The organism is Streptomyces venetus (genome assembly GCF_039540295.1).
Classification (GTDB): Bacteria; Actinomycetota; Actinomycetes; order Streptomycetales; family Streptomycetaceae; genus Streptomyces; species Streptomyces venetus.
In genome coordinates, this window is record NZ_BAABET010000003.1 from 135,051 (window position 1) to 153,171 (window position 18,121).

The window sequence follows — 18,121 nt, forward strand, 5'->3', positions numbered from 1 at the left end:
GCCCGTTTCGGACGAGGTGTTCAAATCGACTCGAATTTGTTGGCGGACTGCCTCGCAGACGCCCCTGCCGTGTCCCTGATGAGCCTGTCAGCGGGCCGCCTCCAGGAACCCCTGCTCGACCAGCAGCCGGATCTGCGCCGGTGTGCGGTCGCGCAGCAGGACCGGGTCCTCGCCGACCAGCTGGGCGATGGCGTCCAGGATGACGCCGGCGCTCATGCTGCCGTCGCACACGCCCGCGAAACCCGCGCCGACGGTGTCCACCCGGGTGGCCCGGCGCATGCCGCGGTTCTGGCGCAGCACGACATGCTCGGGGTCCTCAGCGCCGGGCAGCCCGACCTGCTCCTGCACGACCTCGGCGGCGAGCCGGAAGCGTCCTGCGAGCAGGGCGGCGTCGTCGTGGTCGCGCAGGTAGTCGACCCGGTCGAAATGGGCCCGGATGGTGTCGCCGAGCGGCTGCTCCACCGGATGCGGCCACTCCTCCACCGTGACGGAGGGCACGGCTGAGCCGGTCTTGCGCAGGGTGATCCAGCCGAAGCCGACGGCCTTCACCTTGCGCGCCTCGAACTCGTCGAGCCATGCGTCGTACCGCGCCTGGTACTCCGCCGTGTCCTCGCGGTGGTCGCCCGCGTCCCGCAGCCACAGCTCGGCGTACTGGTTGATGTCCTGCACCTCGCGCTGCACGATCCACGCGTCGCAGCCGCGCGGCACCCATGACCGGAGCCGCTCCTGCCAGTCCTCCCCTTCTACGTGCTGCCAGTTGGCGAGGAACTGCGCGAACCCGCCCTCGTTCAGCCGCTCCCCCGCCTCAGATACGAGCGTGCGGCACAGATCGTCCCCGCCCATGCCCCCGTCGCGGTAGGTGAGGCGGGCACCGGGCGAGATCACGAACGGCGGGTTGGAGACGATCAAGTCGTACGTCTCGTCGTCCCGGACCGGGTCGAAGAGCGAGCCCTCGCGCAGATCGGCGGCCGGGGAACCGGACAGCGCCAGTGTCAGGGCGGTGATGTGCAGCGCGCGCGGGTTGAGGTCGGTGGCCGTCACGCGCGTGGCGTGCCGGGTGGCGTGCAGCGCCTGGACGCCGGAGCCGGTGCCGAGGTCGAGCGCGGCGGCGACGGGCCTGCGGACGGTGATGCCGGCGAGTGTCGTCGAGGCGCCGCCGACTCCCAGGACGACTCCCTCGTCCCGCCGGCCGATCCCGCCGGCGCCGCCGACCGCGCAGCCCAGGTCCGACACGATGAACCAGTCCTCGCCGTCGGGCCCGCCGTACGGCCGGACGTCCACCGTGGCGGCGAGCTCGCCCCCGCCGCCACGCGTCAGCCAGCCGCTCTCCAGGCAGGCGTCGACGGGCAGGACGTCCGCCACGCGCGCGTGCGGCACGGGTTGCTGGAGGAGGAACAGCCGGACGAGCAGTTCCAGCGGAGTGTCCCCGCGGGTCGCCCGGAGCGCGGGCACGGTCTCGCTCCGGGCCAGTGCCGCGTACGCGGGGGCGCCGAGCAGTTCGAGCAGTCCGTCGGCGGTGAAGGAGGCCGCGAGCAGGGCGTCCCTCAGCCGGGCGGCGACCTCGGGGCGGTCGGAGGAGGGCAGCGGGGGCAGGGGTGACTGGCTGGCGTTACTCACGCCCCCATTGTGTCCGCCGGAGCGGGTAGCGCACGTGCCCGTGCCCGGGTATCCCACGTGCCCGTACCGGGTAGCACGCGCCCGTGCCGGGTGCGTGCGCGCCCCCGCTGCCCGGACCGGCGGTCACTCTCGAACCCGGCAGTCACCCTCGCCCCACAGAGTCACCACCGCCGTCGATCACAGCAGCATCGATCACAGCAGCCCACAGCAGCCCCCTGCGGCTCATCGGTCACAGCCGGCACACGCTGGTCCTTCACGGGAGTCGGCGCGGCCGCCCGCGCCCGCTCAGCCCTGCGTCGAAGCCGGAGCCGTCGCCGCCTTGCAGCTGGACTGGCGGGACATCGCCTGGCCGACCTCGCCCTCCTCCAGGGTCCGGAGCGCGTCGTTCCCGCTCTTGCCGAGCTTGTCGAGCTCGGTGGCGATGTCCTTGAGACCGTCCGCGAACTTGCCCTGGTCCTTGGTGTCGAGGTCGTCGACCTGCTTCTTCAGGGAGGCGTAGGCGGCGGAGATCGAGTTGAGCTCCTTGACCGCGTTCTGCTGCTTCTTCTCGCCGTTCTCGACGTCCGGCGCCCCGGCCTTGGTCACCGCGGACCCGATCGCCTTGTAGGCGTCGGACATGTCCTGGAAAGCCTTCGCGTCGGTCTTCTGGACGTCCGCCGGCTTGCTGTTGTCCGAGGTCTCCTTCTGGATCGAGGCATTGGCCGACTCGATCTTCTTGGCCTGCGGCTGCACCGCGTCGCAGACCTCCTTGGCCCAGGAGTCCAGCTTCTCGTTGTCGTCGCCGCCACACCCCGACAGCGCCAGTACCAGTACCGCACCGCCGGACAGTGCGGCCGCGAGCTTCTTGTTCACCGGTTTGGTCCCTTCCATGGCTCTCGGCCCCGGAACATACACGCCAGAGGCACGGCAGCCCCACGCCGGTGGTCTATTAAGACCTTTTCGTAACCTTTTGCACCAAGCGAGAGAAGGCTCACGGTGTGATCGCGTGACGGCACAGAGCGGGCGGGCGGCACGCCAACGCGCGCCGCCCGCCCGCACCTTGAGCTGGGGCTCGGAGGACCTCCCTACGAAACCACCGCCGGGTCGGCCGACTTGGGCTCCGACTCGGCGTTGTCTTCGTCACCCATCGCGATTCCGCGCCGCTTTGACACGTACACCGCGCCGGCGATCACGACGAACGCGAGCGCCGCGATCAGAATCCGCACCCCGACGCTCTTGTCCGCGCCGTAGGAGAACTTGATCACCGCGGGCGCGATGAGCAGCGACACCAGGTTCATGACCTTCAGCAGCGGGTTGATCGCGGGACCGGCGGTGTCCTTGAAGGGGTCACCGACCGTGTCGCCGATCACGGTCGCCGCATGCGCCTCGCTGCCCTTGCCGCCGTGGTGGCCGTCCTCGACGAGCTTCTTGGCGTTGTCCCAGGCTCCGCCGGAGTTGGCGAGGAACACCGCCATCAGCGTGCCGGTGCCGATCGCGCCCGCCAGATACGCGCCGAGCGCCCCGACGCCGAGAGTGAACCCGATGAAGATGGGCGCCATCACGGCCAGCAGACCCGGGGTCGCGAGCTCGCGCAACGCGTCCTTGGTGCAGATGTCGACGACCTTGCCGTACTCCGGTTTCTCGCTGTAGTCCATGATCCCGGGCTTCTCCCGGAACTGCCTGCGGACCTCGAGGACCACGGAACCCGCCGATCGCGACACGGCGTTGATCGCCAGCCCCGAGAAGAGGAAGACGACCGCCGCTCCCGCGACGAGACCCACGAGGTTGTTGGGCTGGGAGATGTCCATCATCAGGCTCATCGGGGCGCCTTCCCCGCTGAGCTTCTCGCCCACGTCCCGAGCGCCGGTGAAGATCGCGTCCCGGTACGAGCCGAACAGCGCCGCCGCCGCGAGCACGGCCGTGGCGATCGCGATGCCCTTGGTGATCGCCTTGGTGGTGTTGCCGACCGCGTCCAGGTTGGTGAGCACCTGCGCGCCCGCGCCCTCGACGTCGCCGGACATCTCCGCGATGCCCTGCGCGTTGTCGGAGACCGGCCCGAAGGTGTCCATCGCGACGATCACCCCGACCGTGGTGAGCAGGCCGGTGCCAGCCAGGGCCACCGCGAACAGCGCCAGCATGATCGACGTACCGCCGAGCAGGAACGCCCCGTACACGCCGAGGCCGATCAACAGGGCGGTGTAGACGGCGGATTCCAGGCCGACGGAGATACCGGCGAGGACGACGGTGGCCGGACCGGTCAGCGAGGTCTTGCCGATGTCTCTGACCGGCCGTCGGGTGGTCTCGGTGAAGTAGCCGGTCAGTTGCTGGATCAGCGCGGCGAGCACGATGCCGATGGCCACCGCGACGAGCGCGAGGATCCGCGGGTCGCCGTCCTTGGCCTGGATCGCGGCGTCGGTGACACCGTCGAGCTCGGAGTACTTCCCCGGCAGGTAGACGAAGACGGCCACCGCCACCAGCACGAGCGAGATCACCGCGGAGATGAAGAACCCGCGGTTGATGGCGCTCATGCCGCTGCGGTCGGTGCGCCTGGGGGCCACGGCGAAGATGCCGATCATCGCCGTGATCACCCCGATCGCCGGCACGAGCAGCGGGAAGCCGAGCCCCGCGTCGCCGAAGGCCGCCGAGCCGAGGATCAGCGCGGCGACCAGGGTCACGGCGTACGACTCGAAGAGGTCGGCCGCCATGCCCGCACAGTCGCCGACGTTGTCGCCCACATTGTCGGCGATGGTCGCGGCATTGCGCGGATCGTCCTCCGGAATGCCCTGTTCGACCTTGCCGACCAGGTCGGCGCCGACGTCGGCGGCCTTGGTGAAGATGCCACCGCCGACACGCATGAACATCGCGATCAGCGCGGCCCCGAGACCGAAGCCCTCGAGCACCTTCGGCGCGTCGGCCGCGTACACCAGCACCACACAGGAGGCGCCCAGCAGGCCGAGGCCCACGGTGAACATGCCGACCACACCGCCCGTGCGAAATGCGATCTTCATCGCTTTGTGCGAGACGGTGGTCAGATCCTTTTCCGGCTCGCCTGCCGCCGGGGTGGCTTCACGCGCCGCCGCGGCGACGCGCACATTGCTGCGTACGGCGAGCCACATGCCGATATAGCCGGTGGCTGCCGAGAACGCCGCTCCGATCAGGAAGAACACCGAACGTCCGGCCCGCTGATTCCAGTCGTCCGCGGGAAGCAGCAGGAGCAGGAAGAAGACGACCACGGCGAATACGCCGAGTGTGCGCAGCTGACGTGCCAGATAGGCGTTCGCGCCTTCCTGGACCGCCGCCGCGATCTTCTTCATGCTGTCGGTGCCCTCGCCGGCCGCGAGTACCTGGCGCACCAGGACGCCCGCGACCACGAGCGCCGCAAGGGCTACGACCGCGATGACCGCGATGAGTACGCGGTTGCCGTCGGTCAGTACGGCGGCTGCGAGGTCTGTGGGATGGCCCGACTGTTGTGAGAGGGAAAGCCCCGCCATTCGTCCTCCTTGACGCTTGGGCTGAGCTCAAGATGTGGACGGGATTCTAGGTACCGGAACCTGATCAAAACAGAGCGCGATAAACGGAATTAGCCTTCTGAGGTAATGCCCTGAAAGCATTCTCAACCGGCCGTGGAGCACGCGAATGATCGTGAACGAATTCACGCGATGAACAGCACAGCACCCACTGTAAAGGCGGCCACCGACAACCGCACACGACGAAGGGCCCCACGGGTGGGGCCCTTCGTCGGTAACGCTGTGGGTGGTGGCCGGTCAGACCAGGATGGTCGGCGGCGGTGTGGTCGGCCAGGTCATCTTGATCGAACCGCCGTGTTCTCCCGCGCTGACCTCGACGTCGTCGACGAGTCCGCTGATGACCGCGAGGCCCATCTCGTCCTCTTCGGCCTCGCCGTCGGGGTCACCGGGCCCGGCGCCGTCGGCGCGCTCTCCCGGGACCGCGTGCGGCGCCTCGTCGCCGACCTCGATGGAGAACTGCTTCTCCTCCTCGATCAGCAGCACCTTGACCGGTGCCGAGATCCCGCCGGTCTGGTGCAGTCCGACGGCCCGGGTGCAGGCCTCGCCGACGGCGAGTCTGACCTCGTCGAGGACGGCCTCGTCCACTCCGGCCCTGCGCGCCACCGCTGCCGCCACCAGCCGGGCGGTCCTGACGTGCTCGGGCAGCGCGCTGAAGCGGAGCTCAACGGTGGCCATGCATCCCCCTCGCAACTACGGGCGTGCTGTCGAGGGGCTCCGGGCCGCCGAAAGCCCGGGCCCCCTCGGTCTTCACTTCTGCCGAACTCTTGCCGCACATCGGCCGACCCGGGCGCGAGGGCCCGGGTCCGGTGGTCAGTCGGTCGCCGCCACCGCTTCCTCGACCGAGGTGTGAATCGGGAACACCTTGGTGAGGCCGGTGATGCGGAAGATCTTCAGAATGCGCTCCTGGTTGCAGACCAGGCGCAGGGAGCCCTCATGGGCCCGCACGCGCTTCAGGCCGCCGACCAGTACGCCGAGTCCGGTGGAGTCGAGGAAGTCCACGCCCTCCATGTCGACGACAAGGTGGAAACTGCCGTCGTTCACCAGCTCGACCAACTGCTCGCGCAGCTTGGGCGCGGTATATACGTCGATTTCGCCACCGACCCTGACGATCGTGCGATCGCCCATGGTTTCGGTCGACAGGGACAGGTCCACGGATCCTCCAGCACCTTGCTATCGAGCGGTCGCCCTCGGGGCATCTCGGCTTCAGCCCTTGGACGCTTCGCCAGCCGCGATGGCATTCAATCACTTACCGGCAGGCGTGCACGACGCCTTGGCTCCATTGTCCGTCACTCCAGTGACACACTCGGTGCCGATGGCCAAGAATCACCGATCCGATCGACGCCCGGCGGACCCCGTCTCCCGGCCCGCGCCGGGCGCGGTCCTGGACCGGCTCGCATCCGGCCCAAGCAGGGCTTCGCGCATTACTCATACGGAGCACTTGCCCCCGCGCGAGGGTCGGCATGCCGTCTGGCCGGACCGGATCCGCGCCGAGGTCGTCGCCGCCGTGCAGGCCGCGGGCATCCAAGACCCCTGGGCCCACCAGGCACGCGCGGCCGAGCACGCCCTGGACGGCGAATCGGTCGTCGTGGCCACCGGCACCGCCTCCGGCAAGTCCCTCGCCTATCTGGTGCCGGTCCTGTCCACCCTTCTGGACGGCGCCGAGGCCCCCAACGGGCGGGGCGCGACCGCCCTCTACCTGGCCCCGACCAAGGCCCTTGCGGCGGATCAGTGCCGCTCCGTGAAGGAATTTTCACATCCGTTGGGCCATTCGGTGCGCGCCGCCGTGTACGACGGCGACACCGCGTTCGAGGAACGCGAGTGGATCCGTCAGTACGCCAACTACGTCCTCACCAACCCGGACATGCTGCACCGGGGCATCCTGCCGTCCCATCCCCGCTGGTCCTCCTTCCTGAAGTCACTGCGGTACGTCGTCATCGACGAGTGCCACACCTACCGCGGCGTCTTCGGCTCGCACGTCGCCCAGGTGCTGCGCCGGCTGCGCCGCCTGTGCGCCCGCTACGGCGCCTCGCCCGTGTTCCTGCTGGCCTCGGCGACCGCCGCCGAACCGGCGGTGGCCGCCGGCCGCCTGACCGGTCTGCCGGTGGTGGAGGTCGCCGACGACGCCTCACCCCGCGGTGAACTGGTGTTCGCCCTCTGGGAGCCGCCGCTGACCGACCTGCACGGCGAGAAGGGCGCTCCCGTCCGCCGCACGGCCACGGCCGAGGCCGCCGACCTGCTGACCGACCTCACGGTGCAGGGCGTGCGTTCGGTCGCCTTCGTACGGTCCCGGCGCGGCGCCGAGCTGATCTCCGTCATCTCCCAGGAGCGCCTGTCCGAGGTCGACCGGTCGCTGGCCCGGCGTGTCGCGGCGTACCGGGGCGGCTATCTCCCGGAGGAGCGCCGCGCGCTCGAACGCGCCCTCCATTCGGGTGAACTGCTGGGCCTCGCCGCGACGAACGCCCTCGAACTCGGCATCGACATCTCCGGCCTCGACGCGGTCGTCATCGCCGGCTACCCGGGCACACGCGCCTCCCTGTGGCAGCAGGCGGGCCGGGCCGGACGGTCGGGGCAGGGCGCCCTCGCCGTCCTGGTCGCCCGCGACGACCCGCTGGACACCTTCCTCGTCCACCATCCGGAGGCCCTGTTCGACCAGCCCGTCGAGTCGACCGTCCTCGACCCCGACAACCCGTACGTACTGGCCCCGCACCTGTGCGCGGCCGCGGCGGAGCTGCCCCTGACGGACGAGGACCTCGATCTGTTCGGCCCGGCCTGCGAGGCCCTGCTGCCCCAGCTGGAGGCCGCGAAGCTGCTGCGCCGCCGCACCAGGGCGTGGCACTGGACCCGCCGCGAGCGCGCCGCCGACCTCGCCGACATCCGCGGCGCGGGCGGGCGGCCCGTCCAGGTCGTGGAGACCGGCACCGGCCGGCTGCTCGGCACGGTCGACGCGGGCGCCTCCCACTCGACGGTGCACGAAGGGGCGGTCCACCTCCACCAGGGCCGCACATACCTGGTGCGCTCCCTGGACCTGGAGGACTCCGTCGCCCTCGTCGAGGAGGCGGCCCCGCCCTACTCCACGGTCGCCCGCGACACGACGTCGATCTCCGTCCTGGAGACGGACGTCGAGATCCCCTGGGGCGACGGCCGCCTGTGCTACGGGTCCGTCGAGGTCACCAACCAGGTGGTCTCCTTCCTGCGCCGACGGCTCATCACCGGTGAAGTGCTGGGTGAGACGAAGCTCGACCTCCCTCCTCGTACGCTGCGCACCCGGGCGGTGTGGTGGACCGTCACCGAGGACCAGCTGGACCGGGCCCGGATCAACCCGGAGATCCTCGGCGGCGCCCTGCACGCCGCCGAGCACGCGTCGATCGGCCTGCTGCCCCTCTTCGCGACCTGCGACCGCTGGGACATCGGCGGTGTGTCGATCCCGCTCCACCCCGACACGCTCCTGCCCACGGTCTTCGTCTACGACGGCCACCCGGGCGGCGCGGGCTTCGCGGAGCGCGCCTTCCACACCGCCCGCACCTGGCTGACCGCCACCCGTGAGGCCATCGCCTCCTGTGAGTGCGACGCGGGCTGCCCCTCCTGCATCCAGTCCCCCAAGTGCGGCAACGGCAACGACCCGCTGCACAAGAGGGGGGCGGTGCGGCTGCTCACGGTGCTGCTGGAAGGGGCTCCGGAGGAGAAGGAGGCAGCCGACGAGGCGGATGAGGCTACGGTGCAGGCGACGGGAGGCCCGGCCGGTCCGTCGGAGGCCCCGCCCGTGCCCTGACCTCCGCCGTGAAGGGCCCCCGGCCCGAGGCCGCCGTCACGTCCGAGATCTCACCGACGACCTCGCACCGCACCAGCCGAACGCCCTGAGCCGTGGCCACCCGGCCGGCCCGGGCACAGGCCGCCGGACCGCCCTCGGCCCAGTGGTCCGCCGCCGCGAGCGCCGCGAGATCCGCACCGCCCGCCGCCCGGTGCCGGAGCACCACGGCCTGCCCGAGCGCGAGGACGACGCCGAACACCACGCACAGCACGGCGATCGCCCCGACGCTCCACACGGTGGCCGACCCCTGGTCGGAGGCGGCGCCTGGCCGCACTCGGCGTCGTATGTCCCGGCCCCGCACCGCCGCCCGCCGTCTCACGTGCCCACCCCCACTGTCTCCTCCACCGACGCCACCGCCTCCTCGCGCACGGCGAACGGCAGCCCGTGCAGCACCGGCGGCTCGGCCACGACGACCACCCGGACGTGTTCCGCGCCCCGGCTGACGGTGACCTTCGCACCGGGCGGTGCCGCCTCGCGGGTCAGCCGCACCACCGTGCCGGGCGGGTCCTGGCGGGCCGCCGCGCGGGCGCCCGTCCGTGCCGCGTCCACACACTGGATCTGGGCGGCCACGGCCAGCAGCCCCCAGACCAGCGCCATCGCGAACATCACCAGGACGGGCAGCACGACCGCCGACTCCGCCGTGACGAACCCCCGGTCCGCGCCCCGCTCACATCCGCGCATTGAGGGCTTCCTGCACGATGCCCTGCAGCTCCGCGCCGACGGCACCGCTCGTGACGACCTTGTAGAGCACCACCGCGAACGCCACCGCGGCGACGATGCCCACCGCGTACTCGGAGGTGACCATCCCCGCGTCCCTCCGTGCCGCACGCATTCCGCACACCAGGGCGCGCAGCCGTGCCCGTACCACCTGATACATCTCGACCCCCGTAGGAAAGAGTTCGAACCTCTGCTGTCTGTCGCTGACTTGCCTCGCCGACCCGTGTCCGCCTCAGCCACCACCCCCTCCGAGCACCCCGCCCGCGAGTCCGATCACCACGGGCAGCACTCCGACCGCGATGAACGCCGGCAGGAAACACAGCCCGACCGGTGCGCTGACCATGACGCCCGCTCGGCGTGCCCTGGCCGTCGCGGCGCGGCACCGGTCGGCGCGGGCCTCGGCGGCGAGCCGTGCGACCGGTGTGGCGGCGGGCAGTCCCGACACACCGGCCCGTTCGAGCAGCCGGGCCAGGCCGTCGGCACCCGGGACGGCGGCCAAGCTCCGCCATGCACAACCCGGTTCACCGCCCAGCCGCACCTCCGCCGCACCGTGGACCAGCGCCTCGCCCACCGGGCCGCCCAGGGCCTCGCCCACCGCCCGCGCCGCGATCACCGGGCCGGCGCCCGCGGCGATGCAGGCGGCCAGCAGGTCGGCGGCCAGGGGCAGTTGCCGCGCCGCCTCGGCGAGATCGGGTGCCCGGGCGTCCGTACCGGCCGCCTCCTGCCGCAGTCGCCATCGCCACATCCCCGCCGCACCGCCCAGTCCCACCGCGACACCGGCGAGCCCTCCGACCAGCGCCCACCCGGCGCACGCCACGCCGACGGGAGGGAGCCATCTCCGCGCCGCACCCCGTAACGCGAGGCGCGGGACGGGAGCGGCCGCTTCCCGGGCCGACAGCCCGGCCAGCCTGCGCCGCAGCCTCCGGCGGCGCCGCGCCGCCACCAGCCTCCGCACCGTCCACACGAGGCTCAGCAGCATCCCCACGATCACCCCCAGCCTGTGGATAACTTCCGCGCTCATGCCGCCGCCTCCGCACCCCGCACGATCCTCAGCACCCACCACAGGCCGAGACCCTCCAGCGCCCCACCGGCCACCAGGCAGCCCAGGCCCGCCGTGGTGTGCAGCAGGACATGGAGAGGATCGGCGCCCAGGGCCGTGCCGATGAGGAGCCCGAGGGCCGGGAGCCCGGCGAGCATCACGGCCGTGGTGCGGGCGCCCGCCAACTGGGCGCGCAGGTCCGAGCGTTGGTCCCGTTCCGCGCGCAGGGCGGCGGTGAGCCGGTCGAGTCCGGCCGCGAGGCCCGCCCCCTGGTCCACGGCCACCCGCCAGCAGGCCGCGAGTCCCCGCAGCCCCTCCGCGCCCGGTTGCCGCGCTGCGGTCGCGAGCGCACGCGGCACGTCGCCGCCGAACCGCGCCGCCGCCAGCACCGTCGCCTGTGCGTCCGCGAGCCCGCCGCAGTCCCGCGCGGCCCGCAGCAGCGCCTCACCCGGCTGGCGTCCGGCCCGCACCTCCCCGGCGAGCACCCCGCACAGCGCGATCACCGCATCGGCCCGGCGCTCCCGGTCCCGATGGGCCCGACCGGCCAGCCGGGCCCGCCGCACCAGCGGCACCCCGGCCACCCCCAGGACGGCCGGCAGCACCGACGCCCCGAGCACCGCCAGCACCAGCCCGGCCACCGGCGCCCACCACTCGGCCCGCAGCCGCCCACGAACGCGCCGCAGCCGACCGGTCATCCACCACGACCCGGGCGGCCCGCTCCCGACGGCCCCGCCGCCCGCGAGCAGCAGCCGCGCCCGGCGCGCCACCGAGTTCCGCTCCCCCAGCAGCCAGGCTGCCGCCCCCATGCACGCCACTGCCGCACCCATCGACATCTCAGCCACCCCCGCCATCAGTCGGCTCCCTCTCGGTCCACTTCGTCACGCGGGCCCCCTCGGACCCCGTCATCACACGCCCCGCCACCGGCGCAGGGCCGGTCTCCTCCGCCCCGCTCCGGCTCGCGTGGTCGCGAAGCAGCCCCCGCAGCCGCTCCCACCCCCGCTCCCGCGCGAAGGCCTGCGCGCCCCACCGCAGCGCCGGCACCGTCCGCACCAGCCCCGTCGGGTCCCGCTCCAGCACATGCACCTCGGCGATCCGCCGCCGTCCGGCCCGGTCGCGTACGAGGTGCAGCACCACGGAGAGGGCGGCCGCCACCTGGCTGTGCAGCGCGGCCCGGTCGAGCCCGGCGGCCGTGCCGAGCGCCTCCAGCCGGGCCGGTACGTCGGCGGCGGCATTGGCGTGCACCGTTCCGCATCCGCCCTCGTGGCCGGTGTTCAACGCGGCCAGCAGATGCACCACTTCGGGCCCGCGCACCTCGCCCACGACCAGCCGGTCGGGCCGCATGCGCAGCGCCTGGCGCACCAGGTCCTCGAGGGTGACGAGGCCCGCTCCCTCCTGGTTGGCGGGTCTCGTCTCCAGCCGCACGACGTGCGGATGATCGGGCCGCAGCTCCGCCGAGTCCTCGGCGAGGACGATCCGTTCGTCCGGTCCGACCAGCCCCAGCAGGGCGCTCAGCAGTGTCGTCTTGCCGGTGCCGGTGCCCCCGCTGACGAGGAAGGACAACCGGGCGTCGAGCAGCGCGCGCAGCACCCGGTCCCCGCCCGGCGGCACCGTGCCCGCCGCGACCAGCTCGCCGAGTGTGAAGGCACGTGGCCGTACGACCCGCAGCGAGAGGCAGGCGCAGTCCACGGCCACCGGCGGCAGCACGGCGTGCAGCCGCGTCCCGTCGGGCAGGCGGGCGTCGGCCCAGGGGCGGGCGTCGTCCAGACGGCGTCCGGCCACCGCCGCGAGGCGCTGGGCGAGCCGTCGTACGGCCGCCGCGTCGGTGAAACGCACCGACGTCAGTTCCAGCCCTCCGCCCCGGTCCACCCAGACCCTGTCCGGGGCCGACACCAGCACGTCCGTCACCGACGGGTCGGCCAGCAGCGGCTCCAGCGGTCCGCTGCCCACCAGCTCGGACCGCAACTGCGCGGCGGCTCCCAGGACTTCCGCGTCGCCGAGCACCCGGCCCTGCTCCCGCAGGGCCTGCGCCACCCGCGCGGGTGTCGGCTCGGCTCCGCTCTCGGCCAGCCACCGCCGCACCCCGTCGAGCAGCCCGGCACCCTCGAGTCCGGTCGCCGTGCCCGTCGCCGCGCTCACGCGGCACCCGCCTCGACGAGGGAACGCTCCCAGAACTCCTTGCAGAACCGGGCGAGCGGTCCGCGCGGGACGGCGCCGGGCGGCGCCGCGTCCTCGTCCGGGCGCAACAACCCGGGCTCGACGGGCACTTCGCCGACCAGGGGAAGTCCCAGCAGCCTCGCCACCTCGCGTTCGTCGAGCCCCGGCGGGTAGGGCCCGCGGACCGCCACCCGCAGATCGCGCAGCACCATGCCGACGGCGGACGCCACCCGCCCGGCGGCCGCGACGGCCCGCAGCTCGGCCGGGACCACGAGCACGCCGATGTCGAGCTGGGTGAGAACCTCGGCGACGCCGTCGTCGATGCGGCGCGGCAGGTCGACCACGACCGTGCCGCCCCGGCGTCTGGCCGCCGCGAGCACCGCGCGCACCGCCTGTGGCGGCACGGCGATCCGGTCGCCCCGGTCCCAGCTGAGCACCCGCAGCGAGTGCAGCTCGGGCAGCGACTCCTCCAGGGCTCCGCCGCCGACCCGCCCGCGGGAGGACGCGAACGCGGGCCAGCGCAGTCCGTCGGCCGTTTCCCCGCCGAGGAGTACGTCGAGTCCGCCACCCAGCGGATCTGCGTCCACGAGGAGGGTGCGCAGTCCTTCCCGCGCGGAGGTGACGGCGAGCGCGCACGCGAGCGTGGACGCTCCGGCCCCGCCCCGGCCGCCGATGACGCCCACGGTGAGGGCGGGCCGGCCGACTCCCTCGGCCACGTCGGCGATGCGGTCGACCAGCCACTGCTCGCCGTCGGGCAGCATCAGCACGTGCTCGGCGCCGATCTCGACGGCCCGCCGCCACACCCCGGAGTCGTCCTGGTCCTTGCCGACGAGGACGACTCCCCTTCTGCGCGCGGCCCCGCGTACGCGCCGCGCCGCGTCGTCGCCCACGAGGACCAGGGGCGCGGCCTCCCAGCTGCCTCTGCGCTCCGGCACCCCGTGGTGCACCTCGGGTGTCGCGCCCGCCGCCGCGCACAGGCGCAGCAAGTCGTCGAGGAGTTCGCTGTCCTCGGTGACGATCAGCGGTCCGCCCTGCCGCCCTCCGGCGGCGGGCGGCGGATCGTGTGTGACGGTTCCGGCCACGGTCGTCATCCCCCTTCGCTGCATGACTCGCACGGCCCCTGCGGCCCCGCGATTCCCAAACGTGGGAAGAGCCGACAAGACGGCCTCCCTATGCACGGTCGGCAGAAACCGGCCGAACGCCCCCGGCTATCGGAACCGGCCATGAACTGCCGCGAGCGGGGTGCGCTGGAATCACGGTGCAGCGATCCCGGAAATCGTGTGGATCTTGGTGGATAACTGTGGACGTCTCGGTGGTTGTGAATATCGCCTTCACCCACACCGGTGACCTCGGCAGCCCCTCAGTGCGACTCCCGCAGAGCAGCCCGACAGCTACACACAGTAAACAATCATGAGCATGACAAGACCGCTCACCGGAGACGCACCGGAACAGCGCTTCGGCCGTTTGAGGGGGAGAAAACCCACCCGGACATGCGACGACCCCCGCCGGGGGGGAGAGCGGGGGTCGTCCCCACGGCCGACTCGGGGGGGGAGGAGTCGGGCCGGGTTAGCACGGTCGCGAACGATCCGTGACTTCCATGGTGTACCCGAGAGCCCTCTCAGGCAAACCCACGCGCCCCACCTTACGCCGAATGGGCTGCCCCTATGCTCAGGGGCGTGGAAAACCACTCCTTGCCCCGCACAGCGGCCTTCTTTGACCTGGACAAGACGGTCATTGCGAAGTCGAGCACGCTCACGTTCAGCAAGTCGTTCTACCAAGGCGGTCTGATCAACCGCAGGGCCGTCTTGCGAACCGCATATGCCCAGTTCGTCTTCCTCGCCGGCGGCGCCGACCACGACCAGATGGAGCGCATGCGCTCGTATCTGTCGGCACTGTGCCGCGGCTGGAACGTGCAGCAGGTCAAGGAGATCGTCGCCGAGACACTGCACGACCTGATCGACCCGATCATCTACGACGAGGCCGCCTCCCTCATCGAGGAGCACCACACCGCCGGCCGCGACGTGGTGATCGTGTCCACGTCGGGCGCGGAGGTCGTCGAGCCGATCGGCGAGCTGCTCGGCGCGGACCGCGTGGTGGCGACCCGCATGGTCGTGGGCGACGACGGCTGCTTCACGGGCGAGGTGGAGTACTACGCCTACGGCCCGACCAAGGCCGAGGCCATCAGGGAGCTGGCCGCGTCCGAGGGGTACGACCTCAGCCGCTGCTACGCCTACAGCGACTCGGCGACCGACGTGCCCATGCTGGAGACCGTCGGCCGCCCCCACGCCGTGAACCCGGACCGCGCGCTGCGCCGCGAGGCACTCACGCGCGGGTGGCCGATTCTGGACTTCCACCGACCGGTCCGACTCAAGCAGCGCATTCCCTCTTTCTCCGTACCGCCGCGCCCGGCACTCGTCGCGGTCGCCGCGATAGGTGCCGCGGCGGCCACCGCCGGCCTCGTCTGGTACGCCAACCGGCGCCGGACCACTGCCGCTTGACCCGCGACCACCCGAAGTCGTATTTGAACCCAAAAGTAAAGAAGTGCAGCGTGGACTTCCGCTTACTGCACGGCAGGAGTACAAAGGACTCAACGGCCCGCGAGACCAAGGACATCCGAGAGGATCACCTTAAATACGCATTTGGCCCCACGGACCGCGCATGAACACCGGGCACCCACGCGACGTCGACCCGTCGATTACGGGCCAGCCGCACCAGGTGACGGGCAAAGTTCCCGACCTGATGGGCATATATCGAGGACGCTTGGTAACCCGATGCTCATGCCAGCGGCGGTACGAGTTCTCGTACCGCCGCATTTCTGTTCTCGGGCTTCAGGGGCGGATACGCCACCCGGACCGGTGACGGCCGCCCCGGACCGGTGACGTCACGCGGCTCCGCGCTGCAGCGCCTCGCACACCGCCGTGGACTCGCGCGCCCCGAGTTCCACCGCCCTGCCGCAGTGGGCGATCCAGGCGGCCATGCCCTCCGGCGTGCCGGAGACGTACCCGCCCAGGGCCTCCAGGTAGGCGTCGCGGCCCAGCTCGGCGTAACCGACCTCGGCCGGGCAGACCGACTTCGGATCCAGACCGCTGCCGACCAGGACGATGCGTTCGGCCGTGCGCGCCACCAGGCCGTTGTGGGACGTGAAGGGTCGCAGCGCGAGCAGCTCGCCGTGCACCACGGCGGCCGTCACCAGAGCCGGCGCGGAACTCCCGGCGATGACCAGTCCGCCCAGCCCCTCCAGCCGGCCGTGCGCCTCGGCAGCACCGGGCAACGGCAGCCCGACGAGCGGCTCGTCGACCGGCTCGCCCTCCTGCCGGGGCCGCCCCACCTGGTCCGCCTTGTCGGCCGCCGCCACCAGGTGCAGCCGGGCCAGCACCCTCAGGGGCGACTGCCGCCAGATCGACAGCAGCTGGCCCGCCTCCGCGGTGAGCCGCAGGGCGGCCCCCACTACACGTGCCTCGTCGTCCCCGCTGAAGTCCGTACGCCGACGCACCTCCTCCAGGGCCCAGTCCGCGCCGGACAGCGCCGCCGAGCCGCGGGCGCCGCGCAGGGCCGCCTCGGAGGTGATCTCGTTGCTGCGCCGCCGCATGATCCGGTGCCCGTAGACCCGGTCCACGGCCTTGCGTACGGACTCCACGGACTCGGCCACACCGGGCAGCGCCCCCAGGGCCGCGAGGGGATCGGCGGTCGCGCCTGCTGTACTCATGAGTACGACCCTACGCAGCCCGAGGCCCCGCCCCACGACGGAGTGGCCTTCCTCACTCGGTACTCGGGCCACCGCACTCGGCCACCACACTCGGGCCACCGCCCGGGGAGCACGGAACGCACGCACCGCGGGATCCGGCCGGCGCTCAGCGAACAGCACACGCCCACCGAGACAGCTCCACGCGCGCGTGCCCCCCCCCACCCCCACCACCACCTCGCTCCCCCAAACGGCCTACTGCCTACGGCGGCTACCCCTTCGCCCCCGGAGTCGCCGGAGCCCCCGAAGTCCCCGGCGCGCCCCTCGGAGCCGGAGCGGGCCGCCCCGCGAGGAAGGACGCCCACCCCTGCCTCGGCGCCTCGCCGACCTTCAGCGTGCGCAGCCTCGCCACCGTCCTGGGGTCCTGGGCGTCCAGCCAGTCCGCCAGCTGGCGGAACGAAACGCAGCGCACCTCTTCCTTGGTGCACACCGCTTCGATGACCTCCTCGACGGCCCGCATGTAGGTGCCGCCGTTCCAGGACTCGAAGTGGTTGCCGATGATCAGAGGTGCGCGGTTGCCGTTGTAAGCCCGGTGGAAGCCCCTCAGCAGGCCGTCGCGCATCTGGTCACCCCAGAAGTCGTGCTTGGCGGGGTTGCCCTGGGTGTCGGTGCCCGACTGGTTGACCATGAAGTTGTAGTCCATGCTCAGCTGCTCGTAGGAGTGGCCGGGGAAGGGCACGAGCTGCATGGACAGGTCCCACAGGCCTCGTTTCCTGCCGGGCCAGACCTGGTCGTTGACGCCACTGGTGTCGTAGCGGAAGCCAAGATCGCCGGCCGCCCTGATGAAGTTCCGCCGGCCCTCCAGGCAGGGCGTGCGGGCGCCGATGAGCTCCTTGTCGTAGTCGAAGGGCAGCGGCGGCGCGTTCCTCATGCCGGCGTTGGTCTTCCAGGTCTTCACGAACTGTTTGGCCTGGGTGATCTCGTCCTTCCACTCCTTCACCGACCACTCGCCGACCCCGCCGCCGCTGCCGCAGAAGTGACCGTTGAAGTGGGTACCGATCTCGTTGCCCTCCAGCCAGGCCAGACGCAGCTGCCGCACGGTGGCCGCGATGCCGCGGCGGTCGTTGAAGCCGATGTCGGAGCGGCCCGGCGAGTGCTGGGGTGGCCGGTACAGGTCGCGCTTGTCCTCCGGCAGCATGTACACACCGCTCAGGAAGTACGTCATGGTCGCGCGGTTCTCCTTGGCGACCTTGCGGAAGTGCGAGAACAGCTTCTGGCTGTCCTCGCCGGCTCCGTCCCAGGAGAAGACGACGAACTGGGGTGGCTTCTGGCCGGGCCGCAGCCGCTCGGGTCTGGGCAGGTGGGGCTGGGCGCCGGTGTAGGCGGTGGAGCCGTCTCCGATCAGCCGGACCACGCTCTTCGGCGCCTGGGCCGGCTTCGGCTTCCGCGGGGCGGGGGCGGCCTCCTGCCGGGGCGCGGTCGCGCAACCGGCGAGCGATACGGCGCAGACCGCGGCGATCACTGAGCCCGCGGCGATCCTGCGAGTGGCCATGTGTCGCCCACCTTCTTCCTTCTCTCGGGTGCGACAACGCCGCCAA

16 protein-coding genes are annotated in these 18,121 nt (G+C 72.0%); 2 read left to right on the plus strand and 14 right to left on the minus strand.

Annotated elements, in window-relative coordinates:
* Positions 1–87: 87 nt before the first annotated feature.
* The 5 genes from ABEA82_RS10385 to bldG form a co-directional block, all read right to left on the minus strand.
* Positions 88–1,617, minus strand: a complete 1,530-nt coding sequence (locus tag ABEA82_RS10385) for a DUF7059 domain-containing protein (protein ID WP_345661103.1) — start codon at positions 1,615–1,617, stop codon at positions 88–90.
* Between the two features lie 285 nt (positions 1,618–1,902).
* Entirely contained in the window at positions 1,903–2,487 is a 585-nt protein-coding gene (locus ABEA82_RS10390; protein WP_345661104.1) for a small secreted protein, read from the minus strand.
* A gap of 194 nt (positions 2,488–2,681) precedes the next feature.
* On the minus strand, positions 2,682–5,087 hold the full coding sequence (locus tag ABEA82_RS10395) for a sodium-translocating pyrophosphatase (RefSeq protein ID WP_345661105.1): 2,406 nt from the start codon (positions 5,085–5,087) through the stop codon (positions 2,682–2,684).
* Positions 5,088–5,360: 273 nt separating this feature from the next.
* The gene (locus ABEA82_RS10400; protein ID WP_345661106.1) at positions 5,361–5,798 is read right to left on the minus strand and encodes an ATP-binding protein; all 438 of its coding nucleotides are present in this window, start codon (positions 5,796–5,798) and stop codon (positions 5,361–5,363) included.
* Positions 5,799–5,933: 135 nt separating this feature from the next.
* The gene (gene bldG, locus ABEA82_RS10405; protein ID WP_003991900.1) at positions 5,934–6,275 is read right to left on the minus strand and encodes an anti-sigma factor antagonist BldG; all 342 of its coding nucleotides are present in this window, start codon (positions 6,273–6,275) and stop codon (positions 5,934–5,936) included.
* 79 nt (positions 6,276–6,354) lie between these two features.
* Here bldG and ABEA82_RS10410 point away from each other — a divergent pair, with 79 nt between their 5' ends.
* Entirely contained in the window at positions 6,355–8,892 is a 2,538-nt protein-coding gene (locus tag ABEA82_RS10410; protein ID WP_345661108.1) for a DEAD/DEAH box helicase, read from the plus strand.
* Here the strand turns inward: ABEA82_RS10410 and ABEA82_RS10415 are convergent.
* From ABEA82_RS10415 to ssd, 7 genes are all read right to left on the minus strand, one after another.
* Positions 8,834–9,250, minus strand: a complete 417-nt coding sequence (locus tag ABEA82_RS10415) for an Rv3654c family TadE-like protein (protein WP_425588505.1) — start codon at positions 9,248–9,250, stop codon at positions 8,834–8,836. The two genes, ABEA82_RS10410 and ABEA82_RS10415, sit on opposite strands and share 59 nt — an antisense overlap.
* A complete protein-coding gene (locus ABEA82_RS10420) occupies positions 9,247–9,612 on the minus strand; it encodes a TadE family type IV pilus minor pilin (protein ID WP_345661109.1) in 366 nt (121 codons plus the stop codon). Before ABEA82_RS10420 ends, ABEA82_RS10415 begins: the two co-directional genes overlap by 4 nt.
* Positions 9,599–9,808 (minus strand): DUF4244 domain-containing protein, encoded by a 210-nt coding sequence (locus ABEA82_RS10425; RefSeq protein ID WP_345661110.1) that lies wholly within the window; start codon positions 9,806–9,808, stop codon positions 9,599–9,601. Before ABEA82_RS10425 ends, ABEA82_RS10420 begins: the two co-directional genes overlap by 14 nt.
* Before the next feature lie 72 nt (positions 9,809–9,880).
* Entirely contained in the window at positions 9,881–10,669 is a 789-nt protein-coding gene (locus tag ABEA82_RS10430; RefSeq protein ID WP_345661111.1) for a type II secretion system F family protein, read from the minus strand.
* On the minus strand, positions 10,666–11,538 hold the full coding sequence (locus ABEA82_RS10435; RefSeq protein WP_345661112.1) for a type II secretion system F family protein: 873 nt from the start codon (positions 11,536–11,538) through the stop codon (positions 10,666–10,668). Before ABEA82_RS10435 ends, ABEA82_RS10430 begins: the two co-directional genes overlap by 4 nt.
* The gene (locus tag ABEA82_RS10440) at positions 11,522–12,823 is read right to left on the minus strand and encodes a TadA family conjugal transfer-associated ATPase (RefSeq protein ID WP_345661113.1); all 1,302 of its coding nucleotides are present in this window, start codon (positions 12,821–12,823) and stop codon (positions 11,522–11,524) included. The genes ABEA82_RS10435 and ABEA82_RS10440 overlap by 17 nt, the downstream gene beginning before the upstream one ends.
* The gene (gene ssd, locus ABEA82_RS10445) at positions 12,820–13,932 is read right to left on the minus strand and encodes a septum site-determining protein Ssd (RefSeq protein WP_345661114.1); all 1,113 of its coding nucleotides are present in this window, start codon (positions 13,930–13,932) and stop codon (positions 12,820–12,822) included. The genes ABEA82_RS10440 and ssd overlap by 4 nt, the downstream gene beginning before the upstream one ends.
* Before the next feature lie 573 nt (positions 13,933–14,505).
* On the opposite strand from ssd, the gene ABEA82_RS10450 reads away from it, so the two are divergent.
* Positions 14,506–15,339, plus strand: coding sequence for an HAD family hydrolase (locus ABEA82_RS10450; protein WP_345661115.1), 834 nt, complete (start codon positions 14,506–14,508; stop codon positions 15,337–15,339).
* Between the two features lie 383 nt (positions 15,340–15,722).
* Here ABEA82_RS10450 and ABEA82_RS10455 read toward each other — a convergent pair whose 3' ends face one another.
* Positions 15,723–16,547 carry a Fic family protein gene (locus tag ABEA82_RS10455; protein WP_345661116.1) on the minus strand — a complete coding sequence of 275 codons (825 nt, stop codon included), beginning with the start codon at positions 16,545–16,547 and terminating at the stop codon, positions 15,723–15,725.
* Between the two features lie 247 nt (positions 16,548–16,794).
* Positions 16,795–18,075, minus strand: coding sequence for a polysaccharide deacetylase family protein (locus ABEA82_RS10460; RefSeq protein ID WP_345661117.1), 1,281 nt, complete (start codon positions 18,073–18,075; stop codon positions 16,795–16,797).
* Positions 18,076–18,121 lie beyond the last annotated feature (46 nt).